This window comes from Luteibacter sp. Sphag1AF (genome assembly GCF_014192715.1).
GTDB lineage: Bacteria > Pseudomonadota > Gammaproteobacteria > Xanthomonadales > Rhodanobacteraceae > Luteibacter.
Genome location: NZ_JACHYH010000001.1, coordinates 991,044 through 1,010,314 on the forward strand (window position 1 = coordinate 991,044; position 19,271 = coordinate 1,010,314).

Genomic DNA, 19,271 nt, shown 5'->3' on the forward strand with positions numbered 1-19,271 from the left:
GCCGCGCATCAACGCCCCGAAGCACAGGCCGCCGATCCTCACGCGCAGCGACGCGTGCCATGCGGAATCAGCGCCCTGAACCCTGCGACCCCATCGCAACGTGCAGGAAATCGGCACAGCACCGTGCGGGAAATACCGGCACCGTGACATCAGAGCAGGCGCCATCCCCTGCCTAGAATGCGCTCCTTGTTTCCAAAGGACGCTTCCCGCCCATGGATATGGCACCCCCGCAAGCGCCGCCGGCGCTGACCCGCACCACGGCGGATGACGCCGCCGCCCTCATCGACCGGTTGGGCGAAAGTCATCAGTGGCTTTCCGATCAACAACAGTATCTCCCCTTGCCACCCACCGATGGCGACATGTCGCGGCAGCCCTTGTTCATGGACGAACTGGCGGCGTACTGGCGTGCTCCTGTCTCGTCGGATGGCCCAAACGTCGCCCGTGCTGCGGCGCTGGCCCTTCGCCTCAGTGCCGTGATGCGCGACAACGCCAGCCTGCTTGCCGCCGACGGCTTCCTGAGTGCACGTGCAAACGATGCAGTGCATGCACTCACCGCCGCGCACGGCCATATTCTCCCCAGCCATCTCACCGCCCGAGCGCTGCGCGCCGGGTCCGCCACCTACGCTGGCGCGCTGGTACTGGAAGACAGCCAGGCAGGGGATCTCGCCCTGCTTTTCACACCAGGCCGGGGATGGGAGGAATTCAGCCATCTGGATGCACTTCACGATGAGTTTGAAGAACGCATGCGCGAAGCGCTTGCAACGACGCAGCAGCTTCCCGGCTTGTCCGATGACGACATGGAAGGACTGGAAGCATCGCTGGAGGTCTCGTCCGATGCGCTGACCGGCAACGTCATGGATGCGCTGGTACGCCAGATGATTGATGTGCAGCGGCGCAAAGTGAACGACGCATGGGGCGTGCTTGACCGCAGCGAAGGACATGCGTCGCGCAAGGCCGATCGCATTCAGGAGGCCATGTCGCCCGATGCCTTGCTGGACGTTCCGTCCATGCTGTTGAGTCGCCAGGCACGGTTGCTGACCACGGCCAGTCAATGGCGCCTGGAAAAGCTTCCCGTGATGCTGCGCGCCAGCTGGCTCGATGCGCTGACCCACTATGCCCGGGATCGGGAAGACACGCAGACCATCCTGGAAGCCAGCGGCTTCAATGATGTGGAGTCACTGGATCAGTTCGCCCGCCGCGAGCTGGCCATCCGGCTTCAGTCCCTGGGCGTCATGGAAGACCCCGCGGACATCAACATCGAGATCTATGCCACGACGGTCGTGCCGTCCAATGGCTACACGGGTACGGATGTCGAAATCCTGCCAATCATCGAACTGGCACGGCAGAACTTCGGCTTCATCGACCTTCGCGCCATCCAGGCAAAGACGGTGAACGGTCGATTCCTTCTGCAGCTACGACGGGACGATGTGATCGGCATGATCCGCGACCTCGATCTGCGCAATCGCTATCAGCGCTATCTTTCCCAACGCATGAAAACCTCGCCGGAAGGCCAGGTCGCACGTTCAGCCATGAGCCGGTTGCTTCAAAGCCGCATGCGTTTCGAGCTGGAAGATGCGCGCGCTGCCAATTACATCGCGGAAGAAACGCCCGCCTTTCTCGACGATCGCGCGGAGCGCGGCTACCACTGGGTGAAGTCGGTCACAGACGCGCCGAAGATGTCTGACCGTCCGCGTACGGACGGCCATATCGTGACAGCACGACATATTCTGCTCAACGGCATGCGCATGAAGGACGTGCTTTCCATCGGAGCGCAGAACGAGGAAAGCGTGCCGCGCATCGTGCTGTATACGCCAGATGCACCGGATCACCGCCACTTTCGCGAATTCGCGGACAGGCAGACGGCTACACAACAGTTCTTCAACCACCCCGATTTTGCAGATTACCTCCGTGCACGCCTTCCCACGCAGGACGAGGCGATCGACACCACGCAGGCGCGCTTCGCCGACGAAGTCATCACCAACGACGTCTTTCTTTCGTCCTACGACACGGCACTGGCCCAGCTGGGGCTCGATGCGGAGCGATTGAGCCGTTCGACCGTTGTTGCCGACCTTGAGAAAGCGCAGTCGTTTGGCGTGCTTGCACTGCGCACCGCCTCAGGTTTTGCCCCGATGCGCGTGAGCCTGGCCGTGGCGGGAGCTCAGGCCCTGTGGTCGGTGTGGGAAGGCGCGCGCAACGTCGCTCACGGCACGCGGATCGAAGCGGTGGAAGATTTCATCAGCGCGTTCGCCTCAGCCACATCGCTCATGAGCCAGCACTCGTTCAAGCATGCCATCGGCCGTGTGGGGCTGGCCCGGCTTGGGCGTACACGGGCACTGGTGAGTACGCCGTCGCGCCTGCCCGACACGGAGCGCATCTTCGACGCCCGTTATCTGGCCACGGGCGTGCGCCTGAAAGATGCGCGCGCGGCGGGCCCCGGGATTCTGACGGTGAACGACCAGTTCTACATCCAGCATGGCGGCGCGCTGTACGGCGCACAGTTTGATCGGGCCAACGGCACCTGGCGATTGCGTAAACCACAGCATGCCGCCAGTGATTACGGCGCGCCGGTAATCCGCGATGCCCACGGATACTGGAGCCACAACCGTTCCGTTGGCCTTCTGGGCGGCGGCCGTCGCCCGGACCTCAGCGACAAGGATGCCCTGGAGGTCCTTCGGGAATATCGAAGCCTCAGCACCGAGACAGCCGGCCTCTCCGAGGCGTCCATGCAACGGCTGGTACGCAAGCTGAAGAGCGACGGCCTTCTGGATGCCACCGCCAAGCGGCTGATCTACGACCGCACGCACGACCTGCCCACCAGCGCCACCTTTGCCCGACGCTGGGAGGCTGCCCTGGACGAGGTGCGCTTCGGCAGCCCCGACCTCACCCCCTCGCCTCCCACTTCACCAGAGAGCAGCAGTTACAAGCTGGTAAAGCTGGAACGCAGTCGCTGGCCTTCCACGGTATGGCACTACACGACACCCCGCCGGCTGGACGAATTCAAGGGACACCCGCTGTCGTTGCGCCAGTCGCAACCGAGCGCAGGCGGCCCGGCAGGCGTGCACGTCATGACGCTTGATCCGACCAGCCCGTCGCGGGACATTGTCACCCTCATGCGTGGCCGGCGGCGCACCTCCAGCTTCTCCGAGAGTCGCGTGGACACCATGGCAGGCGCGTATGTGGAGATCGACATGACCCAGTTGCGCAACCGGCAGCGCTTCGATGGCACCTACGAATTCAACCTCTACACGGTGACCAACCGTGGCCCGAAGGAGTTCGTCATCCGGGCCACGCAGCCGGCGCCGACGAATGCCTACGCTCCGCTGTCTCCATCCCGAAGCCGGGTGCGGCCGGACGTGGTCCTGAATGCCAGCGAGTTCAAGCTGGGTTACCGGACCATGACGCCTCCCCAGGCGTCTCCCTGACCTCGCCCATACCCGCCAACCCGAGTAACATCGCGGGCATGGACAACGAAAAAACCACCCATTTCGGCTTCCGCGACGTTCCCCTGGCTGACAAGCAGAAACTTGTCGGCCAGGTGTTCACGTCCGTCGCGCGCAATTACGACCTGATGAACGACTTGATGTCCTTTGGCATCCATCGTCTCTGGAAGCGTCATTTCGTCGCAGTCAGCGGCGTTCGTCGCGGTGATCGTGTGCTGGACCTGGCCGGCGGTACCGGCGACATCGCCGCACTGCTCAAGCCGGTGGTCGGTACCGAAGGCGAAGTGGTGGTGGGCGATATCAACGCGGCCATGCTTGGCGTGGGTCGTGATCGCCTCACGGATCGCGGCCTCGTGTCGGGTCTGCGCTGGGCGCAGATGAATGCCGAAGCCCTGCCGTTCCCGGACGCCAGCTTTGATGCGGTCACCATCGCCTTCGGCCTGCGCAACGTCACCGACAAGGACAAGGCGCTGGCGGACATGCACCGCATCCTGAAGCCGGGCGGTCGTGCGCTGGTCCTGGAGTTCTCCAAGGTGACCAGCCCGCTCTTCAGCAAGCTGTACGACGTGCACTCATTCAAGATCCTTCCCAAACTGGGCAGCCTCTTCGCCGGTGACGCCGACAGCTACCAGTACCTTGCCGAGTCCATCCGCAAGCATCCGGACCAGGAAACGCTGAAGGGCATGATGCTGAATGCCGGTTTTGGCCATGTGGAAGTGCGCAACCTCACCAGCGGTGTCGTGGCCATTCACAGGGCCTACAAGCTCTGAAAGCCCGCGCGGCCCACCCGGGCCGCGCAACGACGTCCAGCACGGGTCCGGCTATCCCCGCGATGGCATACTGGGGGCTGTCCTCCCCATCGGATCGAATCGATGCGCCTGTTTCCGCTGCTCGGCCTGACCCTGGCCTTCCCCGTCGTGGCATTCGCCGCTGACCCGCACAGCTACGCACAGCCCGCCCAGGTGCGTGTCACGCACCTGGACCTGGACCTGAAAGTCGACTTCGCCCAGCGTCAGCTGGACGGCGGCGCCACGCTCAAGCTCGACTGGAAAGATCCCAAGGCCCAGTCCCTCGTCCTCGATACGCGTGATCTGAAGATCGCCAGCGTTGACGCCGTGGGCGCTGACGGCAAAACCCAGCCGCTGAAGTTCGCTCTGGCTCCGCGCGACAAGGAACTGGGCAGCAAGCTGACCATCCAGGCGCCGCAGCACCCGGCACAGGTACGCATCGTCTACACCACGGTGCCTGAGGCCTCGGGCCTGCAGTGGCTGCCGCCGGAACAGACGGCCGACAAGAAGCTGCCCTTCATGTTCTCGCAGTCCGAGTCGATTCACGCGCGCTCGTGGGTTCCGCTGCAGGACTCGCCGGCCATCCGTTTCACCTATAACGCGCACGTCACCGCACCGAAGGACGTTCGCGTCGTGATGAGCGCGCTGAACGACGCAAAGCATCCGCTCAACGGCGACTTCAGCTTCTCGCAGCCGCATCCCATTCCGTCCTACCTCCTGGCCATCGCGGCCGGTGGCATCGACGTTCGCGAAACCGGCCCGCGCAGCGCGGTGTATGCCGAGCCAAGCGTGGTGGCGAAGGCAGCGCACGAGTTCGAAGACACGGAAAAGCTGATCACCACCACCGAGAAGCTTTACGGGCCTTACGCATGGGGCCGCTACGACATTCTCGTGCTGCCGCCGTCGTTCCCCTATGGCGGCATGGAAAACCCGAACATGACGTTCGCCACGCCGACGGTGCTGGTGGGCGACAAGAGCCTCGTGTCGCTGGTATCGCATGAGCTTGCGCATTCGTGGTCCGGCAACCTGGTCACCAGTGCTGCCTGGCGCGACATCTGGTTGAACGAAGGTTTCACCACGTACGTGCAGGGGCGCATCACCGAGGCGGTGTACGGCAAGACGCTGGCTGACGAAGAAGATCTGCTGTCTGCGCGTGCGTTGCAGAAGTCCATTGGCCAGATGTCGGCCAACTCGCAGAAGCTCACGCCCGACCCGCGTGGCGTCGGTGCCGACGATTCACTGTCTGCCGTCGCATACGACAAGGGCTCCTGGTTCCTGCGCACGCTGGAACAGCGCTTCGGTCGCGAAACCTTTGACGCTTACCTGCGCGGCTACTTCGCGCACTTCGCGTTCCAGAGCATCGACACCGACACGATGTTTGCGTACCTGAAGGCCAATCTGCTCGACAAGTACCCGGGCAAGATGAGCGAAGCCGAAGCACGCCAGTGGATCTGGCAGCCGGGCATTCCGAAGGATGCGCCGTTGCCTCAGTCGGCACGCTTTGACGGCATCGACAAGGAGCGCGCGGATTTCCTCGCCGGCAAGCTCGCCGCCGACAAGCTGGACGCGAAAACGTGGAACACCCAGGAATGGATGTTCTTCCTTGATCGCCTGCCGGACGTGACGCCGCTGGACAAGATCCGGGAAATCGACGCTGCCTGGCATCTGACCGGTACGCCCAATGCCGAGATCGGCATGCGCTGGTACGTGCACGCCATTGCCGCGGGCGACAAGGACGTGTGGAACGCTGCCGGTGAGCACATGACCCGCATCGGCCGCCTGTACCTGACCACCCCGGTCTACCGTGCTTTTGCCAGAACGCCGGAAGGCCTCGCGTTTGCCGAAGGCATCTATGCCAAGGCCAGGTCGGGCTATCACCCCATGACGCAGGAAGCGGTTGAGCGCATTTTCGCGAAGGCAAAGAAGCCGGCCGCGAAGTAAACACGGTAAGGGCGGTGCTTGAAAAGCGCCGCCCTTCTCCCGCATCTGTCAGGCACATCACACAAGACGCTCAACCATGGCCAAGCCCAAATCCATCACCGTCGGCAAGACCGACACGCGCCCGCTCTGGAAGCGCCTCCTTTACCGTCGCCTGAAGTTTCTGGCCGTGGTGGCCATCCTGCTTGGCGTTGGCTTTGGCGGTGTTTACATGTTCGCGCCGCGCCTGCTGATCAAGGCGGACTACGCGCGCATGGCCATGGCCGCGCATCTGGAAAAACACACCGTCCAGGCCGGCGACACCCAGTGGTCGTATTACGAAGGCGGCGAAGGCCCCACTCTCGTGCTGCTGCATGGTTTTGCAGCGCGCAAGGAGGTCTGGCTGGAATCGGCCAAAGACCTCACCAATCATTTCCACGTCATCATCCCGGACCTTCCCGGCTGGGGTGAGTCCTCACGCGTCGCTGATGGCAACTACAACATCAACGCGCAGGCGGATCGCCTTGAGACCTTCTTCAGCACGCTCAACATGAAGGGCTTCGTGCTGGTGGGCCATTCGATGGGCGGCGCCATTGCCGGCGTTTTCGCGGCGGAACACCCCGATCGTCTCAGCAGCCTCGTGCTGATGGATTCGCTGGGCCTCACGTTCAAGGAAAACGACTTCGCCCGCGAAGCACTGGCGGGCAAGAACCCTTTCATCTTTGACGACCGCGCGGGCTTCGAGAAGGCTTCCGAACTTGCGTTCCTGCATCCGCGCAAGATTCCGGGTCGTCTGGAAGATGCGCTGATTACCGAGAACCAGGACAACCGCGCCTTCATCGAGCGCACGTTTGCTCAGCTCAATGATAAGTCGCAGTTCCTCGCACTTGATCCGGTGATCGGCAAGCTCACCATGCCCGTGCTGGGCGTGTGGTGCCACGACGACAAGATCATCGACGTGTCGGCACTGGATACGCTGCGCAACGGCCTGAAGTCGTCGCCGTCCATCGGCGCCACGGTACTGAGCGGCTGCAACCATATGCCGATGATGGAACGCCCCACCGAGACCGCGCAGATTCTTACCGGTTTCGCCATCGCTCACTGAGTGATGACTGGCCTGTTGCCTGCACATATGCGGGCAACAGGCTTCAGTCGGCGACGTCTGCCACCAGACGGTCCAGCTGTGCTTTCATGCCACTGCCGTTGACCCTCAGCCAGTCTCGCTGTTCCTTGTAGTCAGGCAGAATGCTGCCCACCCAGTTCCAGAAGCGCGGCGAGTGGTTGCGCACCTTCAGGTGACACAGCTCGTGCACCAGCACGTAGCGCAGCGCGGCCGGCGGCGCCAGCGCCAGGGCAAGATCCAGATTGATGCGATCGCGCGTGTCCAGGCTGCCCCAGAGGCTTTTCAGCGGACGGATGCGCAACGCCGTCGGTGCCGCGTTGATCAGCGGCACATAGATCGGCAACCAGCGCGACACGTCGCGACGAATCTGCATTTCGAAGAATGTGGCCAACAGGCCACGTGCGACCATCAGCGCCCGCGTGTGTGGACGCGGCAGCACCAGCGTGAGCCGGTTACCGTGATGTTCCACCTTGGGATAAGCGCCTTCCGCCCAGTCGAGCTCCACGGCCTCGCCACGCAGCGGGAACGAGGTGTCGTGGCCGACCTTCAGGGGGGGAAGCGGCTCGGCGTCCAGGTTGAACTCACCCAGCTTGCGCTCCAGCCAGTCCGCGTGATGGCGCAGGAAGGCCGTCATCTGCGCCGTGTGCGTACCGTTGGGATAGGTGAGCCGTGCGCCCTTGGGGGTGACCGTGAGACGCAGGCGGCGCGCGCGCGGGTGCGCCGACTTCAGCACCCGGATGGTGCCTCCCGTCGGCGTCGCCAGTTCCAGCCATTCGCCTTGTTCGTACGTCATGCGGCCCGTCTCGTAGTCGTCCCGACGAACATCCCACAACCCCATCTCAGCGACCGCGACACCCGGCGGGGCTTATTCCGGACGAGGCAGCTTGAACCACTCTTCCAGTTTGCCCAGAAGGCGCTCGAACTCCAGCGCCATCAGGGCGAAATTGGCATCCATTTCCGCGGCCTGCGACTCGTGGCTGTCGCCCTGCTCGTCCAGCACCACGTCCGTGAACTTGATTTTACGCAGGATCAGGTCTTCGCCGAGCGTGAAAGTGATGCGGTCGTCAAACACCAGACCCAGCTGGAATACCTGCTTGCCGTTGCGCAGATGCTCTCGAATCTCATCCGTGTCGAGATCCTGGCGGCGGCAGCGGGCAATGGCGCCCGTGGCGGTCGCGGGGTCGCGCAATTCGCACTCATCGCCCAGGGCCAGCCCGGCCGGAAGGTTGCCCGAGGACACCCAGTCGGTCATGAGCACGCGGGGGGATTCCTCCGGCGCCAGCGGCACGGCGGGGAAGCTGCCCAGGGCCTCGCGGACCTGGGTCAGGGCGTTCTCGGCCGACTTGCGGCTGGAGGTGTCGAGCACCAGCCAGCCATGCTTCTTGTCCGCGTAAAGCGACATGCGTGAGCTGCGCACGAACGCGCGCGGCAGCAGCTCGTTCATGATGTCGTCTTTCATGCGCTTGCGCTCACGACCGCTGACCTTGCGGCCCTCTTCGTCAGCAATTTTCTGCACGCGGCGGAAGATCTCGTCGTTGACGACGGCAGCAGGCAGCAGCTTGTCCTCGCCACCCACGGTGATCATCGTGTTGTGGCTGACATTATGCGTCAGCGCTTCTTCCTGACGGCCCAGCGGCGAGATGAATCCCTTCGTGCCCATCTCAAGCGGGCCTACGGGGCGCAGGCGGTGCTCGGGAAGCACTTCGTCGAGGCGCTGCAGATCGGTGGCAACAGGGGCAGAAAAACGGAAGAGCGTCAGATTACGAAAAAACATGCGTGGACGGATCTCGTTCAAATAGGTGACCGGAACGGGCGCCGTGCGCCCGCTCGGGAAAGACCTCCCTCAAGGCGGGAGATCGAAGAATCAGCGGCTGACCTGCGCGATGGCTTCGGCCACGCGATCAAGGTTGCCGTGATTGAGTGCCGCGACACAAATGCGCCCCGTGCTCACGGCGTAGATGCCAAACTCGCTGCGCAGACGCTCCACCTGCGTGGCCGTGAGGCCCGAGTAGGAGAACATGCCGCGCTGCGCCTCAATGAAGCTGTAGTCGCCCTGCGCGTGGTGAACTGCCAGACGCTCGACCAGACCACGGCGCATCGCGCGGATGCGCTCGCGCATTTCACCGAGCTCGGCTTCCCACGTGCTGCGCAGCTCCGCGTGATTGAGCACTGCCGACACCACCGCCGCGCCGTGCGTGGGCGGGTTGGAATAGTTGGTGCGGATCACGCGCTTGACCTGCGACTGCACACGCACCGCTTCGTCATGGCTCGCCGTCACGATGGACAATGCGCCAACGCGCTCGCCGTACAGCGAGAACGACTTGGAGAACGAACTTGCCACGAAGAACGGCAAGCCCGACTCAGCGAACAGACGTACCGCCGACGCATCGGCGTCGATGCCGTCGCCAAAGCCCTGATAAGCGATGTCCAGGAACGGCGTCAGCGAACGCGCCTTGACCGTTGCGATGACCCGCTTCCAGTCCGCGTCGGTCAGATCGACGCCCGTGGGATTGTGGCAGCACGCGTGCAGCACCACGACCGAACCGGCGGGCAACGCTTCAAGGCCGGAAATCATGCCGTCTACGTTCACGCCGTGCGTGGACGCGTCGTAGTACGGGTATTGCACCACCTCGAAACCCGCTGCTTCGAACAGGGCACGATGGTTTTCCCAGCTGGGATCGCTGATGGCGACCGGCACGCCCGGGTTCAGGCGATACAGGAAATCTGCACCCACGCGCAGCGCACCCGTGCCACCCAGCGCCTGCGCGGTGACGACGCGGCGTTCGGCAATCAGCGGCGAGGAAGCGCCGAACAGCAGCTGCTGCACGGCCAGGTCATACAGGGCGATGCCGTCAATGGGCAGATAGCCTCGCGGCAACTGCGCTTTCAGACGCGCTTCTTCGGCCTGGCGCACGGCGCGCAGCAGAGGCACGTGGCCGTTATCGTCGTAGTAGACGCCCACGCCAAGATTGACTTTATCGGCACGCGAATCTGCACCGAAAGCTTCGTTCAGGCCGAGGATCGGATCGCGCGGGGCGAGTTCGACGGAAGAGAAGAGAGTCATGGTCGGTATGCCGGTTACGGTTCGGAAGAAGGTTCGTCGCTGGTGTCACCACCGGCAAGCCACGCATGCGCATCTGCACGGGCAGCGCCCTCGCGGGCTCCCAGCGACGCAAAATCGAACAACTGGCGATCAACCAGTTGCGACGGTGCGATGTTGCCCATGGCGCGGAAGATGGTCTCACTGCGGCCGGGGTGGGATTTTTCCCAATCCTCAAGCATGCGCTTGACGACCTTGCGCTGCATGTTTTCCTGCGACCCGCAAAGGTTGCACGGAATGATGGGGAAGGCACGTGACTGCGCATACGCGGCAATGTCGTCTTCGCGGCAATACGCAAGGGGGCGTATCACCACGTGGCGTCCATCGTCGGACTGCAATTTCGGAGGCATGGCCTTCAGGCTGCCCTGATAGAACATGTTGAGGAAAAACGTACCAAGAATATCGTCGCGGTGATGACCCAGCGCAATCTTGGTGATGCCGTTATCTGCGGCCCACTGGTAAAGCGCGCCGCGCCGCATGCGCGAACACAGGCTGCACATCGTCTTGCCCTGCGGAATCACCCGCGTGACGACGCTGTAGGTGTCCTGCTCGATGATGTGGAACGGCACACCGCGCTCGCTGAGATATTCCGGAAGCACGTGCGCGGGGAAATCAGGCTGCTTCTGGTCGAGATTGACGGCAATCAGCTCGAACCTGACCGGCGCTTTGGCCTGAAGCGACAGCAGCATGTCCAGGAGCGTGTAGGAATCCTTGCCGCCGGACAGGCACACCATGATCTTGTCGCCATCTTCGATCATGCCAAAGTCAGCAATGGCCTGGCCGACCTGATGGCGCAGCCGCTTGGCCAGCTTGCCGGCCTCGTAGGACTGCTTGCGTTGAATTTCAGGACGGGCGGACATGGGCTCGGAAACAGGAAGAGGGCCCCCCATTGTAGCCGCTGCCGAAGCCCCCGCCCGGCGAGGTACACTCAGGATCTTCTCCAGCCGCGCCGGCCATTGCCATGCAGGTTCAGGATCCAGCCCAGCTCGCTCAACGCCTTGCGGAATTGAAGGTGGAACACCGCGACCTCGATTCGGCCATCGACCAGCTGGCCGCCAGCATTGGTCGGGATGAGCTTCAGCTCACGCGCCTCAAAAAACGCAAATTGCTGCTCAAAGACACGATCGCCCGGATCGAAAGCCGGCTGATCCCCGATCTGGATGCCTGAATGACGCCTTCCGAACCCCTGGAAAATGCCCACGCCGTTCTGGAGCCGCTGACCCGGGCCCACATCCAGGAGCTGGAAAACGCCGCCGCCGACGGCGAACTGTGGAATCTGTGGTTCACCTCCGTCCCCTTTCCCGGCGGCATGAGCGATTACGTGGACAAGGCGCTCAGGGGCCAGGACGAGGGCCTGATGCGCCCTTTCGCCATCCGCGAAAAGACCACCGGCCAGATTGCGGGCACCACGCGCTACTACGACATCGTGCCGGATCCGGCCCGGGCGGCCATCGGCTACACCTGGTACGCGAAGCGCTGGCAGAAAAGCCATCTCAATACCGCCTGCAAGCATCTCTTGCTGGCCAACGCCTTTGAAAACCTTGGCCTGGTCGCCGTCGAATTCCACACGGACGCTTACAACTTCGACTCCCAGCGCGCCATCGAGCGCCTGGGCGCGAAACGCGAGGGCACGCTGCGTGCCCACAAAAGGCGCCCGGACGGCAGCCTGCGCGACACGGTCTGCTTCAGCATCCTGGCCACCGAATGGACCGACGTGAATCGCTGGCTGCAACTGCGCCTGTCGCGCCTGACCTGACGCCCCTCAGGGCGTCGTGGTGGGGTCGCCGCTGGGGTGCACCACCAGGGTCGCGGTCATGCCGGCAGCCAGCACCACGCCCTTGGGAAGGTGCTCGGGGTCGATCTTCACGCGCACCGGCACCCGCTGCGCCAGACGCACCCAGTTGAACGTGGGATTCACATCTGCCAGCAGGTCCGAGCCGGTGGGATTGTCGGCATCGGTAATGCCGCGCGCGATGCTCTCCACGGTGCCCTTCAGATGCACGCCGCCGCTCATCAGGCGAATGTCCACCGGATCGCCCACGCGCAGGCTGGGGAGCTTGGTTTCTTCGAAATAGCCGTAGATCCAGTACGAATGACTGTCGATCAGCGCCAGTCGTGCCGTGCCCGCGTTGGCGTAATCACCCACGCGTACGTCCAGGTTGGTGACATAGCCGTCCACGGGCGCACGCACCTGCGTGCGATCCAGATTCAGTTGTGCTGCGGCCACTTCGACCTGAGCCTGCGCCACAGCTGCCAGCGCCTGTTCCTGCGAGGCGCTGGCCTGCTTCTGACTGGCCTGAGCCTGCTGCCAGCCAGCACGAGCCGCGTTGGCCACCGCAACGGCGTTGGCCTTGTCTTCGGCGGAAATCACGTTGTTGATGAGTTTCTGACGGCGCTCGGCCTGCGCTTCGTACATCTCGAAGTTGGTACGGCTCTGCGCGATGCCGGCGGTGGCTGCATTGATGGTGGCGCCAGCCGCACGCGCGGCGGCTTCCGCTGCGTTGAGGTTGGCCTGTGCCTGAGCGACGGCATTCTGGTAGCGCGCTGGATCTACCACGAAGAGCAGGTCGCCCTTTTTCACCGCCTGGTTGTCGACCACCCGCACTTCGGTCACCAGCCCGGCGACGTCCGGTGCGATGCGCACCACTTCCGCGCGCACGCGACCGTCCCGCGTCCATGGCGAGTACATGTAGTGCTTCCAGAGCGCATGACCGATGAGTGCCGCGACGATGACAACCACCGCGGTAACGGCAAAACGGATGAGGGTCGGGAGTTTCATGGGATGGACTCAGAACAGGGTGAAGGCGATGGCGCCAAAGACGCACACAAACAGCGCAAGACGGAAAAGCGGCGGATGCCACACAAGCCGGTACAGACCGTAGCGGCCAGCCAGCCAGTCCAGGAGCCACAGGATGGCCAGGGTCAGGACGAACAGCACGAGAATGCCGGGGACCAGTGCGTCACCGAGCGCGATTTCACGGGGCATTGGACACCTCCCTCGAAAGTGGAGCCGTGGGCATGTACGCGGCCAGGACCGATTCGCCGTCCAGCAGCGCCATGCGGATCAGATGAAGATGTTCAAGCAGGAATTGTGAGGATTCCTGCTCGCTGGCCGCGGCAATGGCCGTGGCGGTGGCGTCGCGCGCCAGAAGATATTTCGCAGCATCGGGAGACTCGTAGAAACGAGCCAGCGCAGCGATGGCCGTGGTGACGTAGCTGCGCACCTCGGGTGACGCCTCTCCACGGGCGAGGTCATGGCGCAGCGCGATCAGCGCGCGGCCGGTTTCATGCACCGCCAGCGCCCAGGCCAGCAACGTACGCGAGTCCGCGCTACCCGGCTCCGTGTGCGACACCACCTGGCTGACCAGATCGTGGTTCACGCTTTCAAAGCGATGGCGCAGACCCGGGAGCGGCGCTTCGGCAGCAAGCGCCACTTGGCCGCGCAGTCGCGCGAGTTGACGGGTACGCAGCCAGCGGCTGCCGATGATGGTCGGCACAAAAACAAAGGCGATGGCCGCGGCGCTCAGACCGACGATCTGCGCGATGGCATCATTGATGAAGTGCACCGGGTCGTAAACCATCGGATTCTTCAGGGCCAGGATGTACGCAAAACCCATGGAATAACCGAGGCCCACGCTGCCCCACGTGCTGCTCATCATCATGGCTAGCCCGATCATGAGGAAGGGCGCGATGCCCATCACCATCAACGGATAGCCATCCACCTGGGTGAGCACGAAGAACACGCAGATGAACCCCATCACCATGCCGACGAGATATCCGATGGTGACAACGCCGGTGACGCGCGTGGGATTGGGTGCCGCGGCAAACAGGCCTGCGAAGATCGTCGCCAGCAGCATCGCGCTGGACCCCATGGGCCACGCGCTCAGTATCCAGAAAGTACCCAGCGCCAGCATGGTCAGCGTGGTGCGGAACGTGGCCAGCAACGCGCCTGCATAATCATTGCCACGCGCAAAGCGTACGCGCTCGGCGGAGGCAGCCGTGATGCGCGGCGCCTGTAGCGTGGCCGCACTGTCCACATACGCGTACAGCTCATCAGAGAAGCGACGCAGAAGCGCGGCGCCCGTGTCGAAGTCGCGCACGTCCTGCGGATCGCTGAGACGAGAGCGCAGCCTGCTGCTGTCAGCCGCCATGATGCGGCGGGCGTCAATCAGTCGCGGCAACAGCACCCGAGCAGCGGCGCCGGCCTCAATGGGGGCATCCAGCGCCACACTCAGCGGGGTGTAGAGCTCGATCAACGCTTCACTGGTGGCGTCACGGCGCGCGCGCTTCAGGCGATTCACCAGATGATGCAGCGACTGGAAACTGGTGGACGCCGCCATGAAGCGCTGGTTGAACTCCTGCAGATGACCGCTGCGTGCACGCGCTTCAGCGTCTTCAAAGATCACGGAACTGCGCAGATCTTCCAGCGTGACGGCCGCACGCACGAAGCGAAGGTGGGCGCGCTCGATGGTGCCGCGCGGCTGCGAACCGGAGGTGGCCGCGCGCACGAATTCCACGAAGTGGGCGAACTGCTCGCGGGCAGTGCGACGAAGCACATCACGCATGCGGCTGGGAAACACCACGTCGTTAACGACGCCACTGACCAGCAAACCGAGCAGCACTTCGCTGATGCGCGACGTCGCGGAATCAAACACGCCGGGCGGATTGTCGATCACCGGAATGGCAATGATGGCTGCCGTATAGCCGCCCAGAACAAACGCATACGACTTGAAGTTGCGGTACAGCGTGGCGCCACCGGAACAGATGCCGAGCCAGAGCGACAACGCAACCAAAAACATGTCCCGCTGCTGCGGGAAGGCCGCAACGATGATGAACGCCACCACGGCGCCACCCAGCGTGCCGATGGCACGATAAAAGCTCTTCGCCAGCACCATGCCGGACTGACGGTTGGCCACGATGATCGTGGTGAGCATCGCGGTAGCCGGTGCCGGCAGCGACAGGCGCATCGCAATCCAGCCGGTCAGGAAAAAGGCCAGCATGGTCTTGAAGACAAACAGCCATACCGACGCCTGCTCACGCAGCGTGTCGACGACGATCTGGCGCGTCGCCGGGGCCTGATTTTCGATGTCGACGGTGGACATGACGGTCGCCGGCTATCAGGCCGGGAAGCCCTCCACCATTTTCTTCAGCAGACGCTCCAGATCGGCCTGCTCGGTGCTGTCGAGGTGACCGGTCTGTCGCTTCAACAAAGCCGTGATATCGGGAAGGAAGCTCTCGATCAGCGCAATGGCGGCCGGAGTCAACGTCAACGTGACCTTGCGGCGGTCGCCGTCGCTGCCAGTGCGTGCAATCAGCCCCTTCTGGCACAGCTCGTTGGTCAGCCGGGTGACGTTGGCCGATTTCTCCCCCGCCGCCTCAGTCAGCTGGGACGGATTCATGGCGGTGTCCGGCGTGCCGTACATCATCATCAGGATGTTGTACTCAGGATGGTTGAGCCCGTAGGGGCGCAGCATCGCATTGGCTTCGTCGTGAATCTGTTTGTACAGATGCTTGACCAGACGCACGAGCGCCGCCGGCTGACGCGGAAAGGCGGGGTATTTGCCCAGGGTGACATCCAGGCGTTGTTCGGTCGGGGCAAAACTGGCCATGGGACGGTGTCCGGATGAATTACACGACCAGTATATAGTTCAGTTCTGAATTATCAATATATGGATAACTTTCAAGCCCGCCATGACTTTATATCTTATTGTTTTTCCTCAATTTGCCGATAGAGAGCCGCAAGTTCTTTCGTCTTGGCGCGGATCACGGCGACGTCGGCGTCCACGAAATCCACCGGTTTCACCGGCTTGCCGTAGAACCGGGCCAGCACATTCTCGGGTGGCGCATCGAAGCCGCCAGCCAGCAGACGGTCGTAGCGGGAAGCGAATTCCTTCGGGTCGCGTACCGCGCTGTCGAACAGGCTGGTGGCCAGCAGCCCCGCGTAGAGGTAATTCACCAGGTATAGCGGGTCCTGGTACATCAGCCGCTTGGTCATCCACACATGAGCCAGCTGCGGATCGCGGTCGGGCCAGATTTCAAAGCGGCGTGTTGTGGCGAGGGTCAGTGCGTCCAGATCGGCGGCGTTGCTGATCTTGCCGGCGACCACGCCGTCGTAGATGGACTGCTCCAGTTCGCCCTCTTCCGCCGAGCCGTAAATCTCGAAAGTCATCTCTTCGAGCTGGGTTTCCAGATAGAACGCGCGCAGCGCAGGATCGCGGGTGGACTGATAGAGGTCTTCGTAGAACAGCATCTCGTTGAGGATGGCGAAACCTTCGTGCATCCAGGAAGGGCCGTGATTGAAGAATGGCGACACGCCGTGATCGTTCATCCATTGCGAGTGAATGGCGTGGCCACCCTCGTGGGCTACAACACTGGTGTTACGCACGCTTCCACTATAGGTCGACACGAACAGACCGGACGGCACGCCGGGTGCAGCAATGGAAAAGTTGTCGCTGACGCGATTGCCGACATTTTTGGCCAGATCCGTGCGGTGCGCCGTCGGATCAAGCAGCGACGCGAAGCTCGCCACGTAGGACGGGCCCAGGGGACGCAGCGCATGAAGGATGGATGTGCGCATGGTGTCGTAGGTGAACTTCGGCGGCGTAGCGCCGTGAGGCAAGTCCATATCCCACGAGTGCGCCTGCGCCACGCCCATCATCTTCGCGGCGTGCGATGCGCGAAGGCGCTGGTAGTCCTGCCATGCGTCGGCGCGTGCTTCGAGAGCGTGCGTCGCAGCATCTACGTCAGCGCGATTGAAGCGTCGGCCGAAATAGGCAGCAGAGGGTGCATCCGGAAAATGACGCAGCCGCGCAGACTGATCGTTCAACCGCACCACGCCCAGAAGCAGGCTGGCGTAAATATCACCCTGTCGCGCATAGGCGTCCCAGCGGCCCGTCCATGCCTTTTCGCGAACGGCCCGGTCGGGATCAGCAGCCAGCGCGTCGGCGTCCTTTCCAATGTCCCTCTCGCCTGCCGCCGTGGTGATCTTTCCGAATTGGGCGCTGCGCCGGGTCTTCTGATACGTGCTCCACAGGGCGTCTGATGCCGTGTCTCCAACCTCATCGAGCACCTTTTGTTCGGCCGCTGGAAGCTCATGTGGCAAACCGCGGACAGCGCGATCCAGCAGGTATGCGTACCCCCTGAGTGCCGGCTCGCGCTGTGCGGCGGCATCAAATCCGGGCTTGCCAAGTGCGCGCAGCCAAGCGAGCACCTTGTCGACCAGTTGGCTCTGGGCGCTGCTGACCGACGACAGCGCGTCGGCGGTGGCGTGGTCGTCGATGTCCAGTGCAGAGCGCAGGTGCAGCCAGGCGACATGGCGCTGCGAGGCAGCCAGAAGCGATTCCACCCCGTGCAGTGCATCAAGCAGTTCGCGCGGCGAAGGCGCCTGTGGCATGGCCTCACCCGTCATCTTCGCGATGAGCGCGGCACGATCCGTGGCTTCAGCAGCCGGGCTGGCGAAGTACGCCGTCTGGTCGATGTGCACGTCTTGCGCGATGGCCGTGGTCATGGCGGCCGCAAGCGCGCCAGCCAACGCGAGTTTCCCGATCAAACGCATATGCGCCGCTCCCTGTGGATAGCGCTCTATGCTGCGCGATCTGCACGCGCGAGGCTTTGCACCGGTTAGCGTGTTTGCGTCCGTCTAGCGCGACGATGCCCGGAATTGCGACGGCGAACATCCCATCACGGCGCGGAACGAGCGCGAAAATTGCGCCGCCCCGGTGAATCCACAGCCCAGTGCAATATCCAGCACCGACTGACGCGTCTCGCGCAGCAGGCGCGCGGCGCTCTCCACGCGAAGCTGGCGCACGTATTCACCCATAGGCACGCCATATGCCGCGCGGAATGCGCGGGACACGTGGACCGGGTGCCGCCCGGCCACCGCAGCCCATGCTTCCTGCGACAGCGCAGCGGAAGGATCTTCGTGCAGCACGTCGCGCAACCGGCGCAACCACACAGGCGGTTCACGGCGGGCCTCGCGTCGCGCCCGGGCCCATGTGGCAATGAGTTCCAGCGCGATGCCCTGCGCCGCCATCTGCGAGAAGGGATCGGCCAGTTCGAGTTCGGTGGCCAGACGATGGCCCAGGGCCAGCAAAGGGCGGGAGCCTCGCACGAAGGGTGCATCGGCAAGGCGCACGCCGCCCTCTGACAACACGTCTTGCAGGCTGTCGTCCGGGGCGAACAGCACCTTGCGCGCACCGTCGTCACCGAAGCTCTGCTGATGCGTGGTCAATTCCGGGCAATACAGAAGATCACCGGCACGGTGCTCGTGCGTACGGGAACGGATGCGCTCTTCGTAGCTTCCTTCCAGGACCAGACAAAGCCACGCCTCATCGTGCTCGTGCGCATCCATGATGGAACGCGGCGCGTAGCCCGACACATGCAATTGACTGATTCCGCCCATCGTCCGCCCCCGCCGACACAATACGTCTCCGGGGCCTGAACCCCGGAGCTGACCGGGTGCCAGACTACACCCGACTCAGTTCTTGAGCGGAACGGTCTCGAAACCACCCTGCGGTGCAGCGCCCGACGGCGGCGGGGTCGGTGCAGGAGCGTTGCTGCGACCCGGAGCCGGGCCACGGGCACCACAGGTATACGCGCCCCAGGGCTGCGAGCCTTCGGAGGGTTCGGACAGCGGCTTGATGGTGTCGGCGTGCATCTTGGCCGCTTCGTTGCGGGCCAGCACTTCCAGCTCGTCGCGCACCTTGAGGTCGTTGCGGTCCACCGGACCCACGCGATTCATGACCTGAACGGTGACCTTGCCCAATTCCTGGCAACTGGAAACATCGCCATTCCATGCGGTGCGAACGCTCCTGGCGTCATCGTCGAGCTTGATGCCCCACGTGCAGGCGGACAGGACAACGGGAACGAAAAGGACGAGGATCTTGCGCATGTAAGGCTCCATG

The 19,271-nt window shown here is 63.4% G+C and carries 17 protein-coding genes; 6 read left to right on the forward strand and 11 right to left on the reverse strand.

Annotated features, from left to right (window positions below; genetic code table 11):
- Positions 1–212 precede the first annotated feature (212 nt).
- From FHW69_RS04505 to FHW69_RS04520, 4 genes are all read left to right on the forward strand, one after another.
- Positions 213–3,422 (forward strand): DUF6543 domain-containing protein, encoded by a 3,210-nt coding sequence (locus FHW69_RS04505; protein WP_183421796.1) that lies wholly within the window; start codon positions 213–215, stop codon positions 3,420–3,422.
- Between the two features lie 38 nt (positions 3,423–3,460).
- On the forward strand, positions 3,461–4,210 hold the full coding sequence (gene ubiE / locus FHW69_RS04510; RefSeq protein WP_183421797.1) for a bifunctional demethylmenaquinone methyltransferase/2-methoxy-6-polyprenyl-1,4-benzoquinol methylase UbiE: 750 nt from the start codon (positions 3,461–3,463) through the stop codon (positions 4,208–4,210).
- A gap of 102 nt (positions 4,211–4,312) precedes the next feature.
- A complete protein-coding gene (locus FHW69_RS04515; protein ID WP_183421798.1) occupies positions 4,313–6,169 on the forward strand; it encodes a M1 family metallopeptidase in 1,857 nt (618 codons plus the stop codon).
- Between the two features lie 76 nt (positions 6,170–6,245).
- Positions 6,246–7,250 carry an alpha/beta fold hydrolase gene (locus tag FHW69_RS04520; protein WP_183421799.1) on the forward strand — a complete coding sequence of 335 codons (1,005 nt, stop codon included), beginning with the start codon at positions 6,246–6,248 and terminating at the stop codon, positions 7,248–7,250.
- 43 nt (positions 7,251–7,293) lie between these two features.
- Here FHW69_RS04520 and FHW69_RS04525 read toward each other — a convergent pair whose 3' ends face one another.
- The 4 genes from FHW69_RS04525 to ttcA form a co-directional block, all read right to left on the reverse strand.
- A complete protein-coding gene (locus tag FHW69_RS04525) occupies positions 7,294–8,061 on the reverse strand; it encodes a YgjP-like metallopeptidase domain-containing protein (RefSeq protein WP_183421800.1) in 768 nt (255 codons plus the stop codon).
- Between the two features lie 72 nt (positions 8,062–8,133).
- On the reverse strand, positions 8,134–9,042 hold the full coding sequence (locus tag FHW69_RS04530) for a recombination-associated protein RdgC (protein WP_183421801.1): 909 nt from the start codon (positions 9,040–9,042) through the stop codon (positions 8,134–8,136).
- Between the two features lie 90 nt (positions 9,043–9,132).
- Positions 9,133–10,332 carry an amino acid aminotransferase gene (locus FHW69_RS04535; protein WP_183421802.1) on the reverse strand — a complete coding sequence of 400 codons (1,200 nt, stop codon included), beginning with the start codon at positions 10,330–10,332 and terminating at the stop codon, positions 9,133–9,135.
- A 14-nt stretch (positions 10,333–10,346) separates the two neighbouring features.
- Positions 10,347–11,228 carry a tRNA 2-thiocytidine(32) synthetase TtcA gene (gene ttcA / locus FHW69_RS04540; RefSeq protein ID WP_183421803.1) on the reverse strand — a complete coding sequence of 294 codons (882 nt, stop codon included), beginning with the start codon at positions 11,226–11,228 and terminating at the stop codon, positions 10,347–10,349.
- Between the two features lie 101 nt (positions 11,229–11,329).
- Between ttcA and FHW69_RS04545 the strand changes: the two genes are divergently transcribed.
- Positions 11,330–11,536 carry a DUF465 domain-containing protein gene (locus FHW69_RS04545; RefSeq protein ID WP_183421804.1) on the forward strand — a complete coding sequence of 69 codons (207 nt, stop codon included), beginning with the start codon at positions 11,330–11,332 and terminating at the stop codon, positions 11,534–11,536.
- Positions 11,537–12,124, forward strand: a complete 588-nt coding sequence (locus FHW69_RS04550) for a GNAT family protein (RefSeq protein ID WP_183421805.1) — start codon at positions 11,537–11,539, stop codon at positions 12,122–12,124.
- 6 nt (positions 12,125–12,130) lie between these two features.
- Here FHW69_RS04550 and FHW69_RS04555 read toward each other — a convergent pair whose 3' ends face one another.
- The 7 genes from FHW69_RS04555 to FHW69_RS04585 all read right to left on the reverse strand — a co-directional run bounded on the left by FHW69_RS04555 (position 12,131) and on the right by FHW69_RS04585 (position 19,258).
- Positions 12,131–13,147 (reverse strand): HlyD family secretion protein, encoded by a 1,017-nt coding sequence (locus FHW69_RS04555; protein WP_183421806.1) that lies wholly within the window; start codon positions 13,145–13,147, stop codon positions 12,131–12,133.
- Positions 13,148–13,156: 9 nt separating this feature from the next.
- Positions 13,157–13,354 carry a DUF1656 domain-containing protein gene (locus FHW69_RS04560; RefSeq protein ID WP_183421807.1) on the reverse strand — a complete coding sequence of 66 codons (198 nt, stop codon included), beginning with the start codon at positions 13,352–13,354 and terminating at the stop codon, positions 13,157–13,159.
- Positions 13,344–15,470, reverse strand: a complete 2,127-nt coding sequence (locus FHW69_RS04565; protein ID WP_183421808.1) for an FUSC family protein — start codon at positions 15,468–15,470, stop codon at positions 13,344–13,346. Before FHW69_RS04565 ends, FHW69_RS04560 begins: the two co-directional genes overlap by 11 nt.
- A gap of 15 nt (positions 15,471–15,485) precedes the next feature.
- Positions 15,486–15,977 (reverse strand): MarR family transcriptional regulator, encoded by a 492-nt coding sequence (locus FHW69_RS04570; RefSeq protein ID WP_183421809.1) that lies wholly within the window; start codon positions 15,975–15,977, stop codon positions 15,486–15,488.
- Between the two features lie 95 nt (positions 15,978–16,072).
- Complete coding sequence (locus FHW69_RS04575; RefSeq protein ID WP_183421810.1) at positions 16,073–17,923, reverse strand: M3 family metallopeptidase; 1,851 nt, start codon at positions 17,921–17,923, stop codon at positions 16,073–16,075.
- 84 nt (positions 17,924–18,007) lie between these two features.
- Positions 18,008–18,769 (reverse strand): AraC family transcriptional regulator, encoded by a 762-nt coding sequence (locus FHW69_RS04580; protein WP_183421811.1) that lies wholly within the window; start codon positions 18,767–18,769, stop codon positions 18,008–18,010.
- A gap of 75 nt (positions 18,770–18,844) precedes the next feature.
- On the reverse strand, positions 18,845–19,258 hold the full coding sequence (locus FHW69_RS04585; RefSeq protein WP_183421812.1) for a DUF4156 domain-containing protein: 414 nt from the start codon (positions 19,256–19,258) through the stop codon (positions 18,845–18,847).
- Positions 19,259–19,271 lie beyond the last annotated feature (13 nt).